Below are 20572 nucleotides of genomic sequence, written 5' to 3'. Positions count from 1 at the left end.
AATTGATATGTATGAGATACCACCACCAGCTCATGAGAAATATGTACCCCGGGAATATAGCAATCAACCCGATAATGGTGCCCTGCCACCAATAACAGACATCTGCTTTACTCAGCCGTCAGTCCCGAAAAGTGAGTCAGAGATCAAGAAACGAACAACAGCGCACCATTACAATCCAGATTACTGGTTAACTCATCCTCCTGTCGTATTCTTTAATCCACAAGATTCAGGACCAGTTGCTGTAGTTAACCCGCTAAACCTGAATCAGCCTACAAGTAATAACCAGTCGACTCAGAGAGAAGAAATTACGGATGGTAGCTCTTCAATCATTGATCACCAAAGGGTTCCTCGCCAGGAGCCTATTTACGCAAAGCGCAAGGATGGGTGCAGAATTAATTACTACCAAACTTATCCCGAGTATGCAGAGCGCCAAAGGAAGCGCCAGAAGGAGCGCTACCATAATGATCCCGATTACGCAGAGCGCATAAGGAAACGTCAAAGAGATCGTCAAAGGGAGCTTCGCAAAGATCCCGAATACCGTGAACGCCAAAGGAACAGCAACAGGGAAAGCCGAATGAAACGCAAAAAAATAATAGAGAGTATGGCAAAAACCCTGTTTCCCCAGAACATCAAAGGTAACACAACCAGCTAATCCCCGGGATAACTTCCCATCAGTCCATTTTTCGGACCACCTTGAAGTTATCCCACGCTTGAGAAGTTGGCATCACTTCCAGACTGTTGATATTGATATGCGCTGGCTGTCGAGCAATCCAGAAAATGATATCCGCAATGTCTTCCGGACGAAGTGGGTTAACTCCTTGATAAATACTGTCACTTTTCGCCTTATCTCCTTTAAAACGAACCAGTGAAAACTCGGTTTCACACATGCCTGGCTCAAGACTGGTCACACGTACGCCGCTGCCAGCCAGGTCACAGCGGAGGTTACGGGAAAACTGGGCGACGAAAGCCTTACTCCCCCCATAGACATGGCTGCCCGGATAAGCCCAGTTAGCGGCCACCGACGCCAGGTTAATAATGGTAGCTTTGGGTTGCTCACGTAAAATGGGCAGCAACTTATGGGTGACATTCACCAGACCGGTCACGTTGGTATCAATCATGGTGTGCCAGTCTTCCAGGCTGGCTTCCCATGCAGGACCAGCACCCAGCGCAAGTCCGGCATTATTGACCAGAACCTCAATATTGCGAAATTCATCAGGTAGTGAATCCACCATTTCTGATACTGCCCGGGCATCGCGAACGTCCAAAGTGACACTGTGAACCGGTACTTCAGGTGTCAACTCTTCCGCCAGTGCCAGCAGACGTTCTGAACGGCGACCAGTGATTATCAGGGAGTGGCCATGTTGAGCAAATAACCGGGCACTGGCGAGGCCAAAACCAGAGGTTGCCCCGGTGATCAAAACGGTGGAAGAACTCATTCCACATAACTCCATTTCATTAATGCCAAGTAGTGTACACTATTCGTGTCTTTAAATATTTTATTATGACGTCATAAGCATGAAGACACCATAAATAATAACCTGCCAATGCACATGCAATAATGACGAAGGATCAATCAGTATCCTAAGAAGCTCACACCGGGATTAATTTTTATACAGATAATATGGCTCTATCAACAGTCAAAACATTTGATTCATTGCCGTTCAGTGATTGATTACCCTTGCCTCCTGTTTACTCCTGGTTTTATTTTGCGTGCTGACTGGATTTTTGGATGATCTTTGTGGCCAGCTATGTTGGTAATATTATAAATTGATTGAAAATCCACATCACCAAATACATTGACATTACATTGTTCAAAATGCTCCTGAGTATCATCACTGATAATAATTCCTGAATCCAATTTATGTAGATCATCATCGTGCCAAAGACCAAAAAAATCATTAAGCTCAAGAGCACATGCATTACCAGGATCATACAATGAAAAAGTTTTATGCCTTCCTGTATCATTAGGTTCATAAAAAATCACTTTGAGACATCCCTCCTGTTTTTTAAATCGCAAGCCCATGATATGCTTTGGAATCAAAACCATGAAGTTTTTCTCAGTAGCATTTGGCATATCCCAATACTTCCTGGCAATTGACTGAATAGCATGACTGATAGTTGATTTGGTAAAATAGTAACCTTCACTGGATGGTTTCCTCCAACGAGCAACTAAATCTTTATCTGTTGGAAGTTTACCAGAGAAAAACTTCAGTGCTGACGGAGTATCAATGGAACTGAATGTATGCTTACCACGACCAAAAGCGCCATTAACATAACCCATGGATAAGTGCCGACACTTTAAAAGCTTACCACTATCTTCAGCATCAAAGAAAGATCGATGAACTTTACCATTCAAATTTTCAGAAATTTCATTCTTTGAATAGTACATAGGCACAGCTTCAACACCATCTGGCTTGAATGCCAATTTTACTTCCACAGTGCGGCCTTTATTACACAACTGCTTAATCTTATCAGCCAAATACTTCCCTTTATCACTAAACGTTTGAACGATATTGATCTGGTATGCACTCAGGGGTTTACATAACACTTTGGCATACCTTGAATTGGGGTTTTCTAATACCAAACGCGGAGTGACATCACCAAGAACACTGACAGTATATCTACCAAACAGTGCTTTTATACCATTAACAATGGTTTTGATCGCCCTTACTAAAAACCATGACTCGTCATGACGATGCCATGAGTGTGACATAGCTGGTAAGACACCCAACTTTATTGCGTCCATTTCTTACTGCCCTTATCAGTATTTACCTAGCTAAAATTATTTAATTATAGATTCTGTATGAAGTCCGGAATCATAGATACTTCCAGAACACAGATAATTAGAATACGAAAGTACTTAAGAGCCCACCTTCACCACCAAAATGACTTAACCATCTGATTTTGATATATATTACATTCGAATAGATGATTGGCATGATTTTTAATCGTTTAAAATAAAAATGTTATCAAGGGGTGGTGAAGACCGGTAATAGCTTCCCTCTGTTATCAATTCGCATTAAGAAATTACCCAGACAAAAAAAGCCAGCTCCCAAGAGAACTGGCTTTTCTGAAATATCAGCTGCAAGACATAGATTTAGCCGCCAAAATCATCCAGCAGGATGTTTTCAGGCTCTACGCCCTGATCTTCCAGCATCATGATAACGGCTGCGTTCATCATGGGTGGTCCACACATGTAGAACTCGCAGTCTTCCGGGGCCGGATGATCTTTGCTTTGCAGGTGTTTTCGGCCCGCGTCCGGTTACGGTTTTACATACTGATGTTTATTACCCTCACAAAATACGGCATCGCCACAGCTCTTCCCTCTTTTTTGCCCCTTTGGCAAGCAGGAGTTCTACACATCGGTCGCGACCTTCACTGATGGCCCAGTCCAGGGGCGTAAAACCCATTGAATCGATGACATTGATATTCACCTCCGGGCTAGTGAGCAGCAACTTCAAGCTATCAGCCTGGCCCATTTGGGCAGCCGAACTCAGGGGGGTTTTGCCAAAATCATTTTTGGCATTGACAAGTACTTTGCTGTTTTTGAGTAACGCTTGCACACTAAGGGTCTTATCCCCTCTAGCGGCGACGTGCAACGGTGTTTCGCCGCAAAAATTGGTGGCGTTGACATTCACTTTACTGTGAGTGAGCAGTTCATCCAGGATATCGCTTCTGTTCTCTATGGCTGCCAAGTGCAGAGGCGTGCGGCCTAACTGAGCGATGGCATTGACATTCACCTCTTCAGTATTGAGCAGTACCCTCAGGCTTTTGACGCTTCCTCTTCTGGCAGCGCAGTGCAGGGGGGTTTCGCTGAGGGTATTAATGGCATTAACCGTTGCCCCGAACTCGATTAGTAGTTGCAGGCAGTCGCTGCTATCGGTATAAGCAGCCAGGTGCGCGGGCGTGCCAAGGGAAATACCGGCGGCATTGACATCCGCCTGGCAGTTAATCAGTCGTTGCGCGCAGCCGACGTTATCTTTTATGCAGGCCCGGTGCAAGGGAGTGTAGCCGCTCTCATTAACGGTATTAACCTTTGCGCCGAAATCAATCAGTAGTTGCAGGTAATCCGCTTTGCCCTCGAAGGCGGTTATATGCAGGGGCGTTTGGCCAACCTTATTAGTAACATTGACATTGGCACCCGCCTCGCACAATCGTTTAAAGCCTGCATAATTTTTTGCCTCCAAAGCGATAAAAAGCAAGTGGCCATATTCATGTATGTTGACACCACGATCACTGTTTATTGTCAGACTCTTTTCGAGGGCTTGCATATCTCCAGTGCGAAGGGCGCTTTCCAGTGCCGGGATACCAGACGATGGCCCGGATTGATGGGGAAGCGATGATCGGGGCTGCTGATGACATTCGACACAGCCCCGTTGATTCAGTTTGGAGGGCTCCTGATCCGCGGTATGGTCAATATGATCAGGATGAAGCTGCCATCCATCCGGACCAGACATTTCGACCCGCGACCAGGAAGCAAATTGCCCTGCGGTGGAAACATCTTCGTCCTGGCGGATAATGCTATCAAACGAAGGGTTGTTGATGTTAGCGCTGACACTCTCCATTTTCACACCTCTGTTTGTTCGCGATTCGCGGTTTGGTTGGGTGCTTTTGGACAATAAACAAAATAGAAAATTCCATCATGACGAGTGCCTTTACAGAGACACCATCAGCATGGGTTCTACCGCAAAAGCATGAGTGAGGCGTATTGCTATAAATATTGCCTATAAAAAAAAGCCGGGCTCAAAGAGCACCGGCCTTTACTTCATTAAAGCCAGAGTTTAGCCACCGAAATCATCCAGCAGGATGTTTTCAGGCTCTACGCCCTGATCTTCCAGCATCTTGATAACGGCTGCGTTCATCATGGGTGGTCCACACATGTAGAACTCGCAGTCTTCCGGGGCCGGATGATCTTTCAGGTAGTTATCAAACAGAACCTGATGGATAAAGCCGGTGTAGCCGGTCCAGTTATCTTCTGGCAGCGGATCGGACAGCGCCAGGTGCCAGCTGAAGTTCTCGTTCTCTTCGGCCAGCTTATCAAACTCATCCACGTAGAAGGCTTCACGCAGGGAGCGGGCACCGTACCAGAAAGAGATCTTACGGGTAGAAGACAGACGCTTCAGCTGGTCAAAGATGTGCGAACGCATAGGTGCCATACCAGCACCACCACCGACAAAGACCATTTCGTTGTCGGTTTCTTTGGCGAAGAACTCACCGAACGGCCCGTACACGGTCATCTTGTCGCCGGGCTTCAGGTTGAAGACGAACGAAGACATCTTGCCAGGCGCAAAATCAGTACCCGGAGGTGGTGAAGCAATACGAATATTGAACTTCAGCAGGCCTTTCTCTTCCGGATAGTTAGCCATGGAGTAAGCACGGATGGTCTCTTCATCCACCTTGGAAACATATTGCCACTGGTTAAACTTATCCCAGTCACCACGGTACTCTTCGCCGATATCGAAGTTTTTGTACTCGACGGTATGAGGAGGACATTCCAGCTGGACGTAACCACCGGCACGGAAGTTAACGTCTTCACCTTCTGGCAATTTCAGTACCAGCTCCTTGATGAAAGTGGCTACGTTGTCATTGGAAACAACTTCACACTCCCACTTCTTGACGCCGAAGAGTTCTTCTTCGACTTCAATTTCCATGTCCTGCTTAACCGCCACCTGGCAGGACAGGCGCCAGCCTTCCTTCTCTTCACGCTTGGTGAAGTGAGAACGCTCAGTTGGCAGCATTTCCCCACCACCGGACAGCACCTTACACTTGCACTGCGCACAGGTGCCACCGCCACCACAGGCGGACGGCAGGAATACCCCGGCGCTGGACAGGGTGTTGAGCAGCTTGCCACCGGCAGCTGTGGTCACGGCCTTGCCGGGATCTTCGTTAATCCCGATGGTCACGTCACCCATACTCACCAGTTTCGAACGGGCGGCGAGGATAACCAACACCAGTGCCAGTACGATAATGGTAAACATGGCAACGCCATAGATAATATTTAAATCCATATCGTCCCAATCCCCCTTACAGCTGTACGCCAGAGAACGACAGGAAGCCCAGGGACATCAAACCAACGGTAATGAAGGTAATGCCCAGACCTCTCAGTCCTGCAGGTACATCACTGTACTTGAGCTTTTCACGAATGCCCGCCAGTGCAGCAATGGCCAGAGCCCAGCCCACACCAGCACCGAAACCATAAACCACGGATTCACCGAGGTTGTAGTCACGCTGAACCATGAACAATGACGCACCCATAATAGCGCAGTTTACGGTAATCAATGGCAGAAACACGCCCAGCGCGTTGTAAAGAGCAGGTACAAATTTATCCAGGAACATTTCCAGAATCTGTACCAGGGCAGCAATAACACCGATGTAGGTGATCAGGCCCAGGAAGCTCAGGTCAACACCGGCAACCAGTGCCCCGTCTTTCAGGATGTTCTGGTAAATGACATTGTTAATGGGAACGGTGATGGTCAGTACGGCAACCACCGCAACCCCCAGACCCAGGGCAGTTTTCACCTGCTTGGATACGGCCAGGAAGGTACACATCCCCAGGAAGAAAGCCAGCGCCATGTTTTCCACGAACACTGCTTTCACAAATAGCGAAATAAAATGTTCCATGACTTAGTGCGCCTCACTGAATTTGGTATTGGGAGCAATCTTGAATTCCACCTCTTCAACCTGGTCTGTCTTCCAGCTGCGAATCGCCCAGATCAGCAGACCGATCAGGAAGAAGGCACTGGGTGCCAGCAGCATCAGGCCGTTGGGAACATACCAGCCACCGTTGTTCACGGTTGCGAAGATTTCCATACCAAACAGGTTGCCCGCACCAAACAGCTCACGGAAGAAAGCAACAATCATCAGCACACAGCCATAGCCCAGACCGTTACCAAAACCATCCAGGGCTGACAGCGTTGGGCCGTTCTTCATGGCGAAGGCTTCTGCACGACCCATGACGATACAGTTGGTAATGATCAGGCCAACGAATACCGACAACTGCTTGGAGATGTCGTAAGCGTAAGCTTTCAGGATCTGGTCAACCACAATGACCAGCGAGGCGATAACCGTCATCTGACAGATAATACGGATGCTGTTGGGAATGTGGTTACGGATCAGGGAAACTGCCAGGTTGGAACAGGTGGTTACCCCGATAACTGCCAGTGCCATCACCAGGCTGACCTGCATGCTGGTGGTGACCGCCAGCGCAGAACAGATACCCAGAATCTGCAGGGTAATAGGGTTATTCTTAACAACCGGTTCCAGCAGGATATCTTTGGTCTTCACAGACATTATGCATTCCCCGCTTTCAGATTATTCAGGAACAGTTTAAACCCGGCATCGGACAACCAGAACTTGATCAGGTTGCTGACACCGTTGGCAGTCAACGTCGCGCCCGCCAGGCCATCAATCTGATTTACGGCCCCCGGGTTGGTTGAGTCAACGCCACCTTTGATAACGTGCAGCGCTACCTTGCCATCAACACTGTAGATTTCCTTGCCAACCCAGCGGGATTTCCAGACCGGGTTGCTGACTTCACCACCCAGTCCGGGGGTTTCCGCCTGCTCAAAGAATCCGAAACCTTTGACGGTGTTCAGATTGTTTTCCAGCGCCAGGAATCCGTACATGGTAGACCAAAGGCCACGGCCGTGAACGGGCAGGATCAGTGTCTGCATCTGACCATCCTGTTCTACCAGGTAGACCTTGGCGACGTCCGCCTGACGGGAAATACCCGCAATGTCGGCACTGCCCAGGGCTCTGGAAGTCCTGGCATCTTTGGCGGCAGTACGCTGATCGTACTGGTCTACGGTCAGGCCATTGGCTTCATCAACAAACTTACCGGTTTTCAGATCCACCAGCCGTGGTTGGATCTGCTGGTACAGTTCAGCAATTTCAGCAGGACTCAGCGCCCTGGCATCATTGCTCAGACCGGCGATATCCAGAATGTTACGCTGAACGTCCAGCTTGATGTTCCGGTCCTGAACCGGCTTCAGAAATACTGCCGCCATGGATACCAGCACTGAACAGATCAGTGACAGCACCACCGTGACCAGCAGCGTCTTTTTAATTGTATCGTTTCCCATCAGGCCCGAGCCTCCCGACGCTTGATATTAGCCTCTACCACAAAGTGGTCAATCAGCGGCGCAAACAGGTTGGCAAACAGAATGGCCAGCATCATCCCTTCCGGATACGCAGGGTTCACCACTCGAATCAGGATAACCATGACACCAATCAGCGCACCGTAGAACCAGCGGCCCTGGTTAGTCATGGACGCCGATACCGGATCCGTAGTCATAAAGATCAGACCGAAAGCAAATCCACCCAACACCATATGCCAGTACCAAGGTACATGGAACATGTAATTGGTGTCAGAACCGATCATGTTGAACAGGGTAGACAGGGCAATCATACCGATCATGGTACCCGCGACAATTCTCCAGGAAGCAATACCGGAGAACAGCAGAACCGCACCACCGATAAAGATAGCCAGTGTCGATGTCTCGCCGACAGAACCCTGCATCACTCCAACAAACGCCTGGATCCAGCTGATGGACTGTTGCAGTGCTTCCATACCGCCCTGCTGGGTAACGCTCAACATGGTGGCACCGGAGAAGCCATCAGCCGCAGTCCATACCAGGTCACCGGAAATCTGCGCCGGATAAGCGAAGAACAGGAACGCACGGCCAGTCAGCGCCGGATTCAGGAAGTTCTTGCCCGTACCACCGAATACTTCCTTACCGATAACGACACCGAAGGAGATACCCAGGGCTACCTGCCAGAGCGGGATGGAGGGTGGCACAATCAGGGCAAACAGCACAGAGGTAACGAAGAAACCTTCATTCACTTCATGCTTACGGATAATGGCAAACAGTACTTCCCAGAAACCACCGACAAAGAAAGTCACTGCGTAGATGGGCAGGAAGTGAACAGCACCATAGATCAGGTTATCCCAGATACTGGCAGGATCATTACCGGCCAGCATGGCAATCAGCATACCGTGCCAGTCAGCCGGGACAGTGCCCAGACCATTGGCAATGGCCGTGTTTGCCTGGTAACCCACGTTCCACATACCAAAGAACATGGCCGGGAAGGTACATAACCAGACCAGCCCCATCATGCGCTTCAGATCAACCGCATCACGCACGTGACTGGTGTTATGGGTTTTGTCCAGCGGTGTATAGAACAGCGTGTCAGCGGCTTCATACAACGCATAGAATTTTTCGTATTTACCGCCCTTGACGAAATGGGGTTCCATCGAGTCAAGGAGATTTCTTAATGGCTTCACTGATTACCCCTCCAGCTCAATACGGGTCAGGTTGTCACGCAGCAGGGGGCCGTACTCATACTTACCCGCACAAACGAATGTGCAGAGAGCCAGGTCTTCTTCTTCCAGCTCAAGGGCACCCAGTTTCTGAGCGGTCTCGGTGTCGCCGACAATAATGGCACGAAGCAGCTGAGTCGCCAGTATATCCAGAGGCATCATCTGCTCGTAGTTGCCTACGGGTACCATCGCACGCTCACCACCATTTGTCGTTGTGGTGAAGTTGAACAGGCGGCTCTTGCTCAGGCCGGAGGTCATAACGCGCAGAATGGAGAAGCGATCCACCATTGGGTTGACCCAGCCCAAGAACAGACGCTCGTCACTCTCTTCCAGAACGGAAACCTGATTATGGTAACGTCCCAGGTAAGCAAATGGACCGTTGGCAGTGCGACCGCCAAATACCGATCCAGAAATAATACGGTTGGTGGCAGGCTTCAGTTCACCGGCAGTGATTTCATCGGTAGAGGCACCCAGGCGGGAACGAACCAGGCGTGGCTTGTCAACCTGAGGCCCTGCCAGAGAGACAACACGGTCCGTGAACAGCTTACCGGTGGTAAACAGTTTACCGACAGCAATAACATCCTGATAGCCCACCTGCCAAACCGTTTTGGTGGCAGAAACCGGGTCCAGAAAGTGGATGTGTGTACCTGGCAGACCAGCAGGATGCGGACCTGCAAACTCTTCGCTGTTGGCAATGCCCGCAGGAATATTGGCACCTGGAGCCTTGCACAGGAAGATCTTGCCACCACTGAGTTTACCCAGGATATTGATACCCTGTTCAAAAGCCTCGGCCTGTTCCCTGATCACCACTTCCGGATTGGCAGCCAGCGGGTGAGTATCAATCGCCGTGATAAAGATAGACGCCGGACGGGTTCCCAATACAGGTACCTTGCTGAACGGACGGGTGCGCAGTGCAGTCCAGAGACCGGATTCATTCAGCAGCGCTTCCACCTGTTCAGCGGTCAGACCCGCCAGTTCTTCAGGCTTGAAGGCTGTAAAGGTCTCTTCTTCTTCCTGGCCATCGACATCGATCACCACGGATTGCAAAACCCGTTTTTCACCACGATTAATTGCTGAAACTGTACCGCCAGCCAATGCTGTGTACCGGATACCCGGTGTCTTTTTATCGGTAAAGAGCAGTTGCCCTTTTTTAACTCGATCTCCCACAGCAACCGCCATCGTAGGCTTCATACCTACGTAATCAAAGCCAATCACGGCGACAGAACGCACTGCCCTGCCTTCCGAGATACTTTGTTCAGGCGATCCTGAGATCGGGAGATCCAGCCCCTGTTTGATTTTGATCATACCTTTCGCCTAATCAATCAAGTTGAGGTCAGGAGTAACCCGTCTCTCCGGTGATCCGGAACTGTCGTAACGAATTATGGAAGCCATGGTCATTGAGTCTTCCCTGACGAAAAACACAAAAACCAAACTCCCGGTAACCAGAACACTGGCCGGGGCACTGCACATTATGTTCAGTAGACAACTTGAGAAAGGGGGGAGCAAACCTGCCGGGCAAAGCGAAACCCTGAGGCATTAGAGCCAGGCAGCAGAAGCCGGTAGTGCACCCCCTTTTTCAAGGTTACTGCTGCGCAGCTATATTCCCGGAAAGCAGTCTGGCAATCCGATCAGACACAGAAAAAACTCCGCTGAAAGTCAGCAGAATTCTGATGGGCATCCAGATAGACAAGCGTCGTAATTGGAGAACTTAAGTTCTTTATAATTAGTCGAAGCATGATCGGAAATTCCGTACCTGAGCCTAAATCCGCAACATCACCGATGAAAATGGTGGGACAATTATAAAGAGACTGGAGGTGATATGCCATACTGGCAGGGAGGATATTTTTACCAATGCCTATAAGAAATAACCAACAAATACCCTAATCGCCAGAGTTTTTCTCGCTCTTCCCCAGCAGAGAAAACAGCGAGAAATCTCGGCAAACTCACCCTTCAATCATGCAAAGCCTGATAAATAATTTTTCCTTTATAGCACTAAATTACACGACCATTGCTTACCAATCAGACTGCCCGGCGGAACAGCCGATAGAAATTGCCAGAAGTTTTTTCTCCAAGCTCCTCAGGTGTCACTCCTTTCAGAGCAGCAATGAATCGTGCCACATCGGCAACGAACCGGGGTTCGTTCGACTTGCCCCGATGGGGGACCGGTGCCAGATAGGGAGAGTCCGTTTCAATCAGCAAGCGATCCATGGGTAAATAGTCAACCACCTCCCGCAACGCAGACGCATTCCGAAAGGTCACAATACCCGATATGGAAATGTAGTAATTCAGGTCCAATGCCGCTTTTGCCATCTCCAGAGACTCGGTAAAGCAGTGCAGCACCCCGGCAGACTCCCTGGAACCGTATTCACGGAGAAAGTCCAGAGTATCTTCCCGGGCATCGCGGGTATGCACCACCACCGGCAACGCCAGTTCTGCGGCCAGTTCAAGATGATTAATAAAGGACTGTCGCTGAACCGCCTGAGCTCCTTCGGTGGTGGCGTAGTAGTAATCAAGCCCTGTTTCACCGATAGCAACCACTTTTTTATGGTTGGCCAGTGAGCGCACGACGTCGATATCAGGCACAACCTCTTTGCAGTCCAGTGGATGAACGCCAACCGAGGCATAGACATCCTCATACCGCTCCGCCAGTGATACCACCTCCGGGCCATTGGCCAGATCGATGCCAATACAGAGCATACGATCAACACCCGCCGCCCTGGCCGCCTCTACTGCAAGGTCAAGATTTCCCTCATAAGCACTCAAATCCAAACGATCGAGATGACAATGGGAGTCAATAAACATTCTTCTCTCCTGAAAGCTCAACCCTGACAAGTTTGAACTTTTCAATTCACCTCAGTTTGTCAAGCCTTATGTCAATACCAAAAAAAAAACGACTATGGCGATGCTGAAGCGATTACAAAAGCAACTTCACGGCCCGGCATACGTTTTTTCCTGTTAAAGCGTCAGGGCATTAGAATATCATAAACCCACTTCTGCTTTTCCCACGTTTTTTTAATGGCAAGACTGAATTGTGAAAGTTAACTCCACATTATTGATTCTGCTGCTGATGATCATGTTTCCACAGATTGTCGAAACGATCTATAGCCCGGCGCTGGGATCTATTGCCAATGCTTTTTCAGTGAGTACAGTTCAGGCCGCCCAGACTCTCTCTGTTTATTTTTCTTCTTTCGCAATAGGTGTTGCGGTTTGGGGAATCATGGCTGATAAATGGGGCAGAAGACCTTCAATGTTAGCCGGCCTATTGATTTATGGATTGGCAACTTGCACAGCAACGTTAACCGATAGCTTTACCATATTAATGTTTGCAAGAGCGATGAGTGCTTTTGGTATTGCTGTGGGTTCGGTGATCACACAAACCATGTTGCGGGATCTCTTCACCGGAGTCGAACTCAGTAAAGTTTTCAGCCTTGTCAGTATGGGAATTGCACTAAGTCCGATTATCGGCATGTTTGTTGGCGGGCAACTTACTCAAATGGGCGGTTATCAGTATGTTTTTGCTGCTTTGTCTTTCTCCGCATTCCTGTTATTTGTGCTGAATAGGGCGAAACTTCCCGAAACACGACCAGAAAGAATAAAATCGGTAAACCTTGTTTTGCTTGCCAGGCGTCTCTATTCAGATTCACATATATGGCACTCAGCACTGCTGGTAGCACTATACAATGTTGCTCTGTTTTCTTATTACCAGCTTGGCAGCTTCACGTTTCATCAACTTGGTCGCAGTGCTGAGGAATTTGGCCACAGTGGTTTAATCTTGAGTATTGGCACCTTGCTGGGCAGCTATTTAAATAAAAGACTGCTGGAGAGAGATATTAGTCAGCATAAATTATTATGGCTGGCTAATGGCTTCCTTCTATTCGGTGCATTGGGTGTATATCTGTTAAATACCACTATCTGGTTCCTGATACCAATGCTGCTGGTCGTCATGGCTTTTGGTATTGCAATGCCTAACGTTATAAGCTCTGCACTACAGCAATATCAGGATAATCTCGGCAGCGCTGGAGCTCTTTTTGGCTTACTGTATTATCTGATCATCGGAAGTGGTTTGATGCTGGCTGGCATTGTCCAGGATCTTGGTCTGGTTTTGCCAGGAGTCGCTATCTTAATTTCGCTGGTAATGCTATCTCAAAGCCGAAATTATTTTCATACATAAGTAGTTGGCCAAATGGAATCGTATATTTCTGGCTGAGTGGGCAGTTACTATGCAAGGCACAACGAAGGGAGCATAGCCTTAGCTATGTGACCGGAGTTGTAACGCCGCAGAGTGACTGTCCACTTAGTCAGAAAATACGATTTCATTTGGTTAACTACTTAATTGTGGCCGAAAGCAAATCGGCCATAAGGATTAATGAATCAACGAAACAGGCTCTTGTAAAACGGGGCGGATCATATAAGCCGCCTGCGTAAGACCGCTCAAATTGTGTTGGTATGGCGGTCTGAAGACAAGGCACCGGCAATGTGCTTCTCAATTTTACTGCGGACACTGTCAGTCGGATCATTAAATTGAACACCGATCCCTGCCTGTCGGCCACCCTGGGCCCCCATCGGCGTAACCCAAACCACCTTCCCCGGCACAGGAATCTTCTCCGGCTCATCCATCAACGTCAGACGAATAAACACGTCATCCCCGAGGTTGTAATGTTTGTGGGTTGGCACAAACAGCCCGCCGCCACTGATAAACGGCATATACGCTTCATAGAGTGATGCCGTGTCCCGTATGGTTAGAGACATCAGTCCCTGCATCCCTTTCCCCATGACAACCCTCTCCTTTTTTTCCTGAATTCAAATTCAACCTGTTAGGAACCCGATTTATATCACCAGCTCAAGATAATCGCTGAACACCCCTTCCATCAACATCTGACTGTTCAGGTTAGCGCCCTCAAGCAACTGCTGTCGCTGCAGCATGATTTTATCGCGCAATACCAGCAGATCAGCCGCTTCCACTTTTTTAGCCATATAGTCCAGCATTCTCATCAAATCACGATTCCGAACACAGCTTTCATCGGCCGCCAGTTTCAGTTTTACAGCATCATCCAGCCAGCTGCCCATCCAGGCCAGCAGTTCAACCAGGTTACCCGTATGCCACTCTTTCGCCATCTCTACGGGGGTAAGATTCCCCCGAAACAGTTCGGGCATAGCATTGAACAAACGTCCTCGAACTGCCAGCGTATCATGATCAAACATTGCCCTGGCGATCATGGGTGAACCTGATGAAAGGCTCAACAACTGATCCACCACCAGAGGATCGGCAATATGATCCGATAACCAGGCTTTTGCCTGCGCAATATCCGGCACAGTAAAAGAAACCATCTGACAACGGCTGCGGATGGTCGGCAACATATCTCCGGAGCGGGCACTGACCAGAATAAAGAGGGTATCACCACCGGGCTCTTCCAGACTTTTCAGCAATGCATTGGCGGCATTAACATTCATCGCTTCCGCCGGATTAATAATGATTACCCTGCGCCCCCCCTGCTGGGCGGTTTTACGGGCAAACTCATTGACCTGACGAATCTGGTCAATCTTGATTGGCTTGCCTGTCGACTCAGGCTGAACCACCAGCAGATCAGGATGAGTTCCCGCCTTGACCAGCTCACAGCTCTTACAATGACCACAAGCGTACTCGCCACTGTTTTGATGACAAAGCACACGAGTGGCCAGAGCCCTGGCAAAATAACCTTTACCCACCCCGGGCACCCCCTTCAACAACAGGGCATGGGAAAGCAGGCCTGCCTGCATTCGCTGAACCAGTGGTTGCCACTGAGCCCCGTGCCAGGGTAACGGCTTTGACAAGAAGTTACTCACCATATCAGTTGATTCAGAACTCAATTAATCCAACCTTTATCCTTGGCCGTGGAGCTATTGACTCCCAAGCCGACGCTGCAAAGCCTTGATGATGTGTGTTTCAACCTCTGGAATCGGCTGACTGCCATCAATAACAACGTACTGATTGGGAAAACGCTCAGCCCTTTCCAGATAGACATTGCGAACGCGGTGAAAGAACTCGATCGCTTCCTGCTCAATCCGATCCAGAGCCCCACCCTGCTCAATAGCCCGACCTTTCGCCCTTGCCAGGCCAAGTTCCGGCTCAATATCCAGAAGCAACGTCATATCGGGCCTGCGATCCCCCTGTACCAGCTGCTCCAGCACCGCGATACGCTGCTCATCGATACCACGACCGCCACCCTGATAGGCATAAGTTGCATCGGTAAACCGGTCACAAACCACCACCTTGCCCTCAGCCAGTGCCGGCTCAACACGCTGACTGAGATTCTGGCTGCGTGCCGCAAAGACCATCAGCAGTTCGGTAGTATCCGTCACCGTCTCCTCGTGCTCAACAAGCACCAGGTTTCTCAGCTGTTCAGCCAATGGTGTGCCACCGGGCTCCCGGGTTTCTACAACATCATGACCATTAGCCTTTAACCATTGCAGAACAACCCCTTTGGCGGTGGTTTTACCGGCACCTTCACAGCCTTCAATCGTCAGAAAAAAACCCATCAATCTCTCAATTTCATCAATAACCAGTGTTTCTATTGCACCGTAGAACGATAATCTTTCCGCCGTTCCGTAATCTGATACTTCCTTACGGCCCGATTGTGTTCCGCCAGTGTTTTGGAAAAGTGGTGAGTACCATCGCCACGGGCAACAAAATAAAGCGTTTCCCCATCGGACGGATTCAGTGCTGCCTGAATGGCCTCGCGCCCAACCGTCGCTATCGGGGTTGGGGGCAGACCATGAATAACATAAGTGTTATAGGCGGTTCGCTCCCTCAGCATGCGACGATTCAATTCACCCTGATAACGATCACCCATACCATAAATAACGGTCGGATCGGTCTGAAGTCGCATCCTTTTTTCCAGACGTCGGATAAAGACACCGGCAATATCAGGCCGCTCTGATGGCACACCTGTTTCTTTCTCAATAATCGACGCCATAATCAAGGCTTCATAGGGGGATTTATACGGCAGGTTTTCGGCCTTTTGATCCCACTCATTCGCAAGGACGGATTGCAGTCTTTGATGGGCTCTTTGCAGAATTGACGCCACCGGCGTCCCTGCTTCAAAGCTGTAGGTATCCGCATAGAACATCCCTTCCAGGTTATCGGTCTGCGGTACATCCCTTAGCAACGCCCCCATCACCTCTGTCAGATTTTTCTGCTCTACCGGAGCGGTCAGCTTCGGGTGGCTGTTCAAGTCTATGAGCAACTCTTTTAATGTCCAGCCTTCCACCAGGGTCGCACTGAAGTAACGGACATCGCCAGTAACAAACTTCTGCAACAGCTGCCGATAGGTGGTACCGGGAGCAATCAGGTATTCCCCGGCATGAAGGTCAGCAGCAACCCCCTTAACCCTGGCAAAGACCTTAAACATATCAGGATATTGAATCAGCCGGTCTGCCGCCAGCCGCTGCACCACACGCCCCAGCGAGTCACCCGCAACAATGACAAACCCGGCATCACTGGTCACCGGAACCTGCTGATCACCATACCAGCGCAGACCATACCAGCCAGCTGCAAGACCCGCTATGACCAGCAACAGAGCCAACAGCAAACCACCGAACAGTGTCAGCAGCAACTTCCTAAGCATTGAATTCTTCCAGTACACAATCTCGAATTTGGCTAGTCAGGGGACCAATCCCCCACTCCCTTCCTTCGTATTCAATCACAGGCCAGACACCGTTGACACTGTTACAGAGAAAGATTTCTGCAACATCCAGACCCCGGGGTACGGACTGCTCTTTAACCGTCATCCCACGATGACGGGCAAACTCAATGATAAACTCGCGACAAACCCCGGCCACACCATGGAATGACAGATCCGGAGTCACCAGGTCACCTTCATGAGTCACAATAAACAGATTACTCATGGTGCCTTCAACCAGGTTGCCCTCAAAATCACACAGCAGACCTTCGTCGTAAGCATCGCCCTGCCATTCACTTCTGGCCAGCACCTGCTCAAGACGATTCAGATGCTTCAGCCCTGCCAGGGCACTTCGCCCAAGACGCATCTGACAGAGCTTTACCCGTGCGCCATGCACTCCGGGATCACGGGACCTTGACGGTAGCGGGTGGAGTGACAGAATCCGACGCACAGAGAGACAACCCTCAGGATTATAGCCGCGTCCACCGCTGCCCCGGGTGATCATAACCTTCAGCACACCGTCAAAGGCCCGGTTATCCAACAGAAAGGCATCCACCTCTTCAAGCAATCGCTCAATATCCACGGCAATACCCAGCTGCTGGCAAGAACGTTGCAGGCGACGCCAATGATAGTCAGCCAGCGTTGGCTTACCACCGGCAACCCGAACCGTTTCAAATAAGCCATCCCCGTAGGCCAGCCCACGGTCTGAAACCGGCAGGAAACTTTCAGGCACTCCATTCACCCAGACTGGATACTCACTCACCCGGAACCCCCTCTTTAACCGGCCCTATCTGTCTAATTTGGAAAATGCCAGGGTTACATTGGTACCACCAAAGCCAAAAGAGTTGGTGAGCACATGATCCATCTGCATTTTTCTGGCATGGTGCGGCACATAATCAAGATCACAGCCTTCGCCGGGCTGATCCAGGTTGATGGTCGGGGGAATCACACCTTCAACCAGGGATTTGATACTGAATACCGCTTCCACAGCCCCGGCAGCCCCCAGCAAATGGCCGGTCATGGATTTGGTTGAACTGACCGCCAGACGCGCGGCGTGGGTACCAAACACCTTATGAATCGCCCGTGTTTCAGCCACATCCCCTGCCGGTGTGGACGTGCCGTGGGCATTAATATACGACACATTTTCAGGTACCAGACCGGCATCTTCAAGAGCTGAAATCATGGCACGCGCAGCACCACGACCATCTTCTGGCGGTGACGTCATATGCCAGGCATCACCACTCATGCCAACACCACTGAGCTCAGCGTATATCCTGGCACCACGTTTAACCGCATGCTCGTACTCTTCCAGTACCAGAATACCGGCACCATCGCCCAGGACAAAACCGTCACGATCCGCATCCCACGGGCGGCTGGCTTTTTCAGGCTCATGGTTACGGGTAGAAAGCGCACGGGCCGCAGCAAAACCGGTCATGCCCAGCGCTGACGAACCTTTTTCGGCACCACCAGCCACCATCAGATCGGCATCACCATAAGCAATGGTTCTCGCGGCAAGGGCAATGGCATGGCTGCCGGTAGCGCAGGCTGTAGAGGTGGCAAAGTTGGGTCCCTGAAGATTGTATTTCATGGAAACCCAGCCCGCCGCCATATTGACGATGGCAGCGGGAATAAAAAATGGGGATATTCGACGGGGGCCGCTGTTCAGCAACGTGGAGTGGTTCTGCTCAATAGACGTCAAACCACCAATACCCGAGCCGATCGCCACACCATATCGGTGCGCACGGTGATCATCAATCACCAGACCGGAGTCAGCCATGGCCTCGGCAGCAGCAGCCACACCGTACTGAATAAAGACATCCATTTTACGGGCATCTTTCTTATCGATAACACCGTCAGGATCAAAACCTTTGACCGCGCCACAGATAGACACACTGAAACCTTCCGTATCAAGGTGGGAGATCGCCTCAATACCACTGCGTCCCGCCAACAGAGCAGACCAGCTGTCATGGACATTATTGCCCACCGGGGTTATTGCCCCCATGCCTGTTACAACAACCCTTCTACGCATTCGCTGCGATAACCATTCTGTATTTTTTTCTTCCGACAAGACTGACTCTCCTGCTGACCTGTCGTACAGATTTAATGAACCGTCATTCACATCAAAGCATCGCCACAGCAGCCTGACTATGAAAAAACGACAACAACACGATGATAATCGTCATCATGCAGCCAGCTTTTACAGCGATAGCCAGCAGACTGCCATAAACAACAAAAGCCGCAGACCATCGTCATGCGGCTTTCGAGTGACACACTTTTTGTAGATACTTTCGCTAAAGAATCAGTATCGAAAAAGCGTGTCACAAAGATACAGTTGTGCAAATCAAGGCAGAATCAGGAGTGTGCAACAACGTAGTCAATTGCTTCCTGAACAGTGGTGATTTTCTCAGCCTCTTCATCAGGAATCTCGGTTTCGAATTCCTCTTCCAACGCCATCACCAACTCAACAGTGTCCAGAGAGTCCGCGCCAAGATCCTCTACGAATGACGCACTGTTAGTGACTTCGTCTTCCTTCACGCCAAGCTGTTCGCAAACAATCTTCTTAACGCGCTCTTCAATGGTGCTCATACCTTGTTGTGCTCCTATCGATATTCGGTGCAGCCTGAGGCTACAGGTGAACTAGTTTATATGGTCAATTATGGGAATTTCAAGCCAGTTCATGGAAAACCAGTGACTATCCACGCAAATTGACAACAGATTTAACAAAACCCCAAAACCCAACCCATTAGAACAGGGTTTGCCTCGCCCTGCTCACTACTGCCAAAGCACTAAAGGTTCAGGCAAAGGAGGATTAATTCATGTACATGCCGCCATTGACATGCAAGGTCTCACCAGTGATATACCCGGCAGGCTCACTGACCAGAAAAGCAACAGCAGCGGCAATTTCTTCCGGCTGACCCAACCGGGCCAGGGGAATCTGGCCAAGCAGGGAGGACTGCTGCTCTTCAGGCAGCGCCCTGGTCATATCGGTTTCGATAAAGCCCGGAGCAACGGTGTTCACGGTAATGCTTCTTGAGCCGACTTCACGGGCCATCGCCCGGGTGAAACCTTCGATACCGGCCTTGGCTGCCGCGTAATTTGCCTGCCCCTGGTTACCCATGGAACCAACAACAGAACTGATATTCACTATCCGCCCCCAGCGTGCTTTAGTCATACCACGCAGGACAGCCTTACTCATCCGGAAGATGGAACTGAGATTAGTATCAATAACGTCATCCCACTCATCCTCCTTCATGCGCATCAGGATATTATCACGGGTAATGCCGGCATTGTTGATCAGAATCAACGGTGCGCCATATTCTGCGCTGACCGCCTTGAGCACTGCCTGACATTCTTCCGCTGAGGTTACGTTCAGTGCCATGCCCTGACCTTGAATACCCTCCGCCTGCAAAGCGTCAGTAATGGCCGCCGCACCGGACTCAGACGTTGCCGTGCCAATCACGATGGCTCCGGCCTTCCCCAGGGCAAGCGCTATGGCTTTGCCAATACCACGACTGGCACCGGTAACCAGGGCAACCTTCCCATTCAGACCATCTCCTGCAATAGGCCGTTCCAGCTCTCTTTCAGCAGTCATTTC

The 20572-nt window shown here is 50.0% G+C and carries 21 protein-coding genes and 1 pseudogene; 3 read left to right on the top strand and 19 right to left on the bottom strand.

What is annotated here, in order from left to right:
• Positions 1-7 precede the first annotated feature (7 nt).
• The gene (locus J7439_RS05805) at positions 8-652 is read left to right on the top strand and encodes a hypothetical protein (RefSeq protein ID WP_209200882.1); all 645 of its coding nucleotides are present in this window, start codon (positions 8-10) and stop codon (positions 650-652) included.
• A gap of 19 nt (positions 653-671) precedes the next feature.
• On the opposite strand, the gene J7439_RS05800 is transcribed toward J7439_RS05805, so the two are convergent.
• From J7439_RS05800 to J7439_RS05755, 10 genes and pseudogenes are all read right to left on the bottom strand, one after another.
• Complete coding sequence (locus J7439_RS05800) at positions 672-1436, bottom strand: SDR family oxidoreductase (RefSeq protein WP_209200881.1); 765 nt, start codon at positions 1434-1436, stop codon at positions 672-674.
• Between the two features lie 236 nt (positions 1437-1672).
• Entirely contained in the window at positions 1673-2746 is a 1074-nt protein-coding gene (locus tag J7439_RS05795) for a hypothetical protein (protein ID WP_209200880.1), read from the bottom strand.
• Positions 2747-3097: 351 nt separating this feature from the next.
• Positions 3098-3232 (bottom strand): annotated as a pseudogene (locus J7439_RS26935) (NADH:ubiquinone reductase (Na(+)-transporting) subunit F); the annotation flags it as partial.
• 61 nt (positions 3233-3293) lie between these two features.
• Positions 3294-4565, bottom strand: coding sequence for an ankyrin repeat domain-containing protein (locus J7439_RS05785; RefSeq protein ID WP_209200879.1), 1272 nt, complete (start codon positions 4563-4565; stop codon positions 3294-3296).
• A gap of 216 nt (positions 4566-4781) precedes the next feature.
• Complete coding sequence (gene nqrF, locus J7439_RS05780; protein ID WP_209200878.1) at positions 4782-6008, bottom strand: NADH:ubiquinone reductase (Na(+)-transporting) subunit F; 1227 nt, start codon at positions 6006-6008, stop codon at positions 4782-4784.
• A 16-nt stretch (positions 6009-6024) separates the two neighbouring features.
• Complete coding sequence (nqrE, locus tag J7439_RS05775) at positions 6025-6621, bottom strand: NADH:ubiquinone reductase (Na(+)-transporting) subunit E (protein ID WP_209200877.1); 597 nt, start codon at positions 6619-6621, stop codon at positions 6025-6027.
• 3 nt (positions 6622-6624) lie between these two features.
• A complete protein-coding gene (locus J7439_RS05770; RefSeq protein WP_209200876.1) occupies positions 6625-7290 on the bottom strand; it encodes an NADH:ubiquinone reductase (Na(+)-transporting) subunit D in 666 nt (221 codons plus the stop codon).
• Positions 7290-8081 carry a Na(+)-translocating NADH-quinone reductase subunit C gene (locus tag J7439_RS05765; protein WP_209200875.1) on the bottom strand — a complete coding sequence of 264 codons (792 nt, stop codon included), beginning with the start codon at positions 8079-8081 and terminating at the stop codon, positions 7290-7292. The genes J7439_RS05770 and J7439_RS05765 overlap by 1 nt, the downstream gene beginning before the upstream one ends.
• Positions 8081-9253, bottom strand: a complete 1173-nt coding sequence (locus J7439_RS05760) for an NADH:ubiquinone reductase (Na(+)-transporting) subunit B (RefSeq protein WP_502950406.1) — start codon at positions 9251-9253, stop codon at positions 8081-8083. Before J7439_RS05760 ends, J7439_RS05765 begins: the two co-directional genes overlap by 1 nt.
• 33 nt (positions 9254-9286) lie before the next feature.
• Positions 9287-10624, bottom strand: coding sequence for a Na(+)-translocating NADH-quinone reductase subunit A (locus J7439_RS05755; RefSeq protein WP_209200873.1), 1338 nt, complete (start codon positions 10622-10624; stop codon positions 9287-9289).
• 76 nt (positions 10625-10700) lie between these two features.
• On the opposite strand from J7439_RS05755, the gene J7439_RS05750 reads away from it, so the two are divergent.
• On the top strand, positions 10701-10859 hold the full coding sequence (locus tag J7439_RS05750; protein WP_209200872.1) for a hypothetical protein: 159 nt from the start codon (positions 10701-10703) through the stop codon (positions 10857-10859).
• Between the two features lie 479 nt (positions 10860-11338).
• On the opposite strand, the gene J7439_RS05745 is transcribed toward J7439_RS05750, so the two are convergent.
• Positions 11339-12121 carry a TatD family hydrolase gene (locus J7439_RS05745; RefSeq protein ID WP_209200871.1) on the bottom strand — a complete coding sequence of 261 codons (783 nt, stop codon included), beginning with the start codon at positions 12119-12121 and terminating at the stop codon, positions 11339-11341.
• Positions 12122-12350: 229 nt separating this feature from the next.
• Between J7439_RS05745 and J7439_RS05740 the strand changes: the two genes are divergently transcribed.
• Entirely contained in the window at positions 12351-13490 is a 1140-nt protein-coding gene (locus tag J7439_RS05740; RefSeq protein WP_209200870.1) for a multidrug effflux MFS transporter, read from the top strand.
• Positions 13491-13750: 260 nt separating this feature from the next.
• Here the strand turns inward: J7439_RS05740 and J7439_RS05735 are convergent, their stop codons facing one another.
• From J7439_RS05735 to fabG, 8 genes are all read right to left on the bottom strand, one after another.
• Complete coding sequence (locus J7439_RS05735) at positions 13751-14092, bottom strand: PilZ domain-containing protein (RefSeq protein WP_209200869.1); 342 nt, start codon at positions 14090-14092, stop codon at positions 13751-13753.
• 54 nt (positions 14093-14146) lie between these two features.
• On the bottom strand, positions 14147-15166 hold the full coding sequence (locus J7439_RS05730; RefSeq protein ID WP_209200868.1) for a DNA polymerase III subunit delta': 1020 nt from the start codon (positions 15164-15166) through the stop codon (positions 14147-14149).
• A gap of 30 nt (positions 15167-15196) precedes the next feature.
• Positions 15197-15838, bottom strand: a complete 642-nt coding sequence (gene tmk / locus J7439_RS05725; protein ID WP_209200867.1) for a dTMP kinase — start codon at positions 15836-15838, stop codon at positions 15197-15199.
• Positions 15839-15867: 29 nt separating this feature from the next.
• Complete coding sequence (gene mltG / locus J7439_RS05720) at positions 15868-16923, bottom strand: endolytic transglycosylase MltG (RefSeq protein WP_209200866.1); 1056 nt, start codon at positions 16921-16923, stop codon at positions 15868-15870.
• Complete coding sequence (gene pabC / locus J7439_RS05715; RefSeq protein ID WP_209200865.1) at positions 16916-17740, bottom strand: aminodeoxychorismate lyase; 825 nt, start codon at positions 17738-17740, stop codon at positions 16916-16918. The genes mltG and pabC overlap by 8 nt, the downstream gene beginning before the upstream one ends.
• Positions 17741-17764: 24 nt before the next feature.
• On the bottom strand, positions 17765-19006 hold the full coding sequence (gene fabF / locus J7439_RS05710) for a beta-ketoacyl-ACP synthase II (protein WP_209200864.1): 1242 nt from the start codon (positions 19004-19006) through the stop codon (positions 17765-17767).
• A 323-nt stretch (positions 19007-19329) separates the two neighbouring features.
• Positions 19330-19563 carry an acyl carrier protein gene (acpP, locus tag J7439_RS05705; RefSeq protein ID WP_020582918.1) on the bottom strand — a complete coding sequence of 78 codons (234 nt, stop codon included), beginning with the start codon at positions 19561-19563 and terminating at the stop codon, positions 19330-19332.
• A 223-nt stretch (positions 19564-19786) separates the two neighbouring features.
• Positions 19787-20569: a 3-oxoacyl-ACP reductase FabG gene (gene fabG, locus J7439_RS05700; protein ID WP_209200863.1), complete on the bottom strand. Its 783-nt coding sequence runs from the start codon at positions 20567-20569 to the stop codon at positions 19787-19789.
• Positions 20570-20572 lie beyond the last annotated feature (3 nt).

This window comes from Salinisphaera sp. G21_0 (assembly GCF_017744115.1).
GTDB lineage: Bacteria > Pseudomonadota > Gammaproteobacteria > Pseudomonadales > Endozoicomonadaceae > Endozoicomonas.
This window is presented reverse-complemented; position numbering and strand designations above follow the sequence as displayed.

What these genes read in the sequence shown, in the direction of transcription:
- J7439_RS05805 (WP_209200882.1), top strand. Translation starts at nt 8, where the DNA reads ATGTATGAGATACCACCACCAGCTCATGAGAAATATGTACCCCGGGAA.
- J7439_RS05800 (WP_209200881.1), bottom strand. Translation starts at nt 1,436, where the DNA reads ATGAGTTCTTCCACCGTTTTGATCACCGGGGCAACCTCTGGTTTTGGC.
- J7439_RS05795 (WP_209200880.1), bottom strand. Translation starts at nt 2,746, where the DNA reads ATGGACGCAATAAAGTTGGGTGTCTTACCAGCTATGTCACACTCATGG.
- J7439_RS05785 (WP_209200879.1), bottom strand. Translation starts at nt 4,565, where the DNA reads ATGGAGAGTGTCAGCGCTAACATCAACAACCCTTCGTTTGATAGCATT.
- nqrF (WP_209200878.1), bottom strand. Translation starts at nt 6,008, where the DNA reads ATGGATTTAAATATTATCTATGGCGTTGCCATGTTTACCATTATCGTA.
- nqrE (WP_209200877.1), bottom strand. Translation starts at nt 6,621, where the DNA reads ATGGAACATTTTATTTCGCTATTTGTGAAAGCAGTGTTCGTGGAAAAC.
- J7439_RS05770 (WP_209200876.1), bottom strand. Translation starts at nt 7,290, where the DNA reads ATGTCTGTGAAGACCAAAGATATCCTGCTGGAACCGGTTGTTAAGAAT.
- J7439_RS05765 (WP_209200875.1), bottom strand. Translation starts at nt 8,081, where the DNA reads ATGGGAAACGATACAATTAAAAAGACGCTGCTGGTCACGGTGGTGCTG.
- J7439_RS05760 (WP_502950406.1), bottom strand. Translation starts at nt 9,253, where the DNA reads ATGGAACCCCATTTCGTCAAGGGCGGTAAATACGAAAAATTCTATGCG.
- J7439_RS05755 (WP_209200873.1), bottom strand. Translation starts at nt 10,624, where the DNA reads ATGATCAAAATCAAACAGGGGCTGGATCTCCCGATCTCAGGATCGCCT.
- J7439_RS05750 (WP_209200872.1), top strand. Translation starts at nt 10,701, where the DNA reads ATGGAAGCCATGGTCATTGAGTCTTCCCTGACGAAAAACACAAAAACC.
- J7439_RS05745 (WP_209200871.1), bottom strand. Translation starts at nt 12,121, where the DNA reads ATGTTTATTGACTCCCATTGTCATCTCGATCGTTTGGATTTGAGTGCT.
- J7439_RS05735 (WP_209200869.1), bottom strand. Translation starts at nt 14,092, where the DNA reads ATGGGGAAAGGGATGCAGGGACTGATGTCTCTAACCATACGGGACACG.
- mltG (WP_209200866.1), bottom strand. Translation starts at nt 16,923, where the DNA reads ATGCTTAGGAAGTTGCTGCTGACACTGTTCGGTGGTTTGCTGTTGGCT.
- fabF (WP_209200864.1), bottom strand. Translation starts at nt 19,006, where the DNA reads ATGCGTAGAAGGGTTGTTGTAACAGGCATGGGGGCAATAACCCCGGTG.
- acpP (WP_020582918.1), bottom strand. Translation starts at nt 19,563, where the DNA reads ATGAGCACCATTGAAGAGCGCGTTAAGAAGATTGTTTGCGAACAGCTT.
- fabG (WP_209200863.1), bottom strand. Translation starts at nt 20,569, where the DNA reads ATGACTGCTGAAAGAGAGCTGGAACGGCCTATTGCAGGAGATGGTCTG.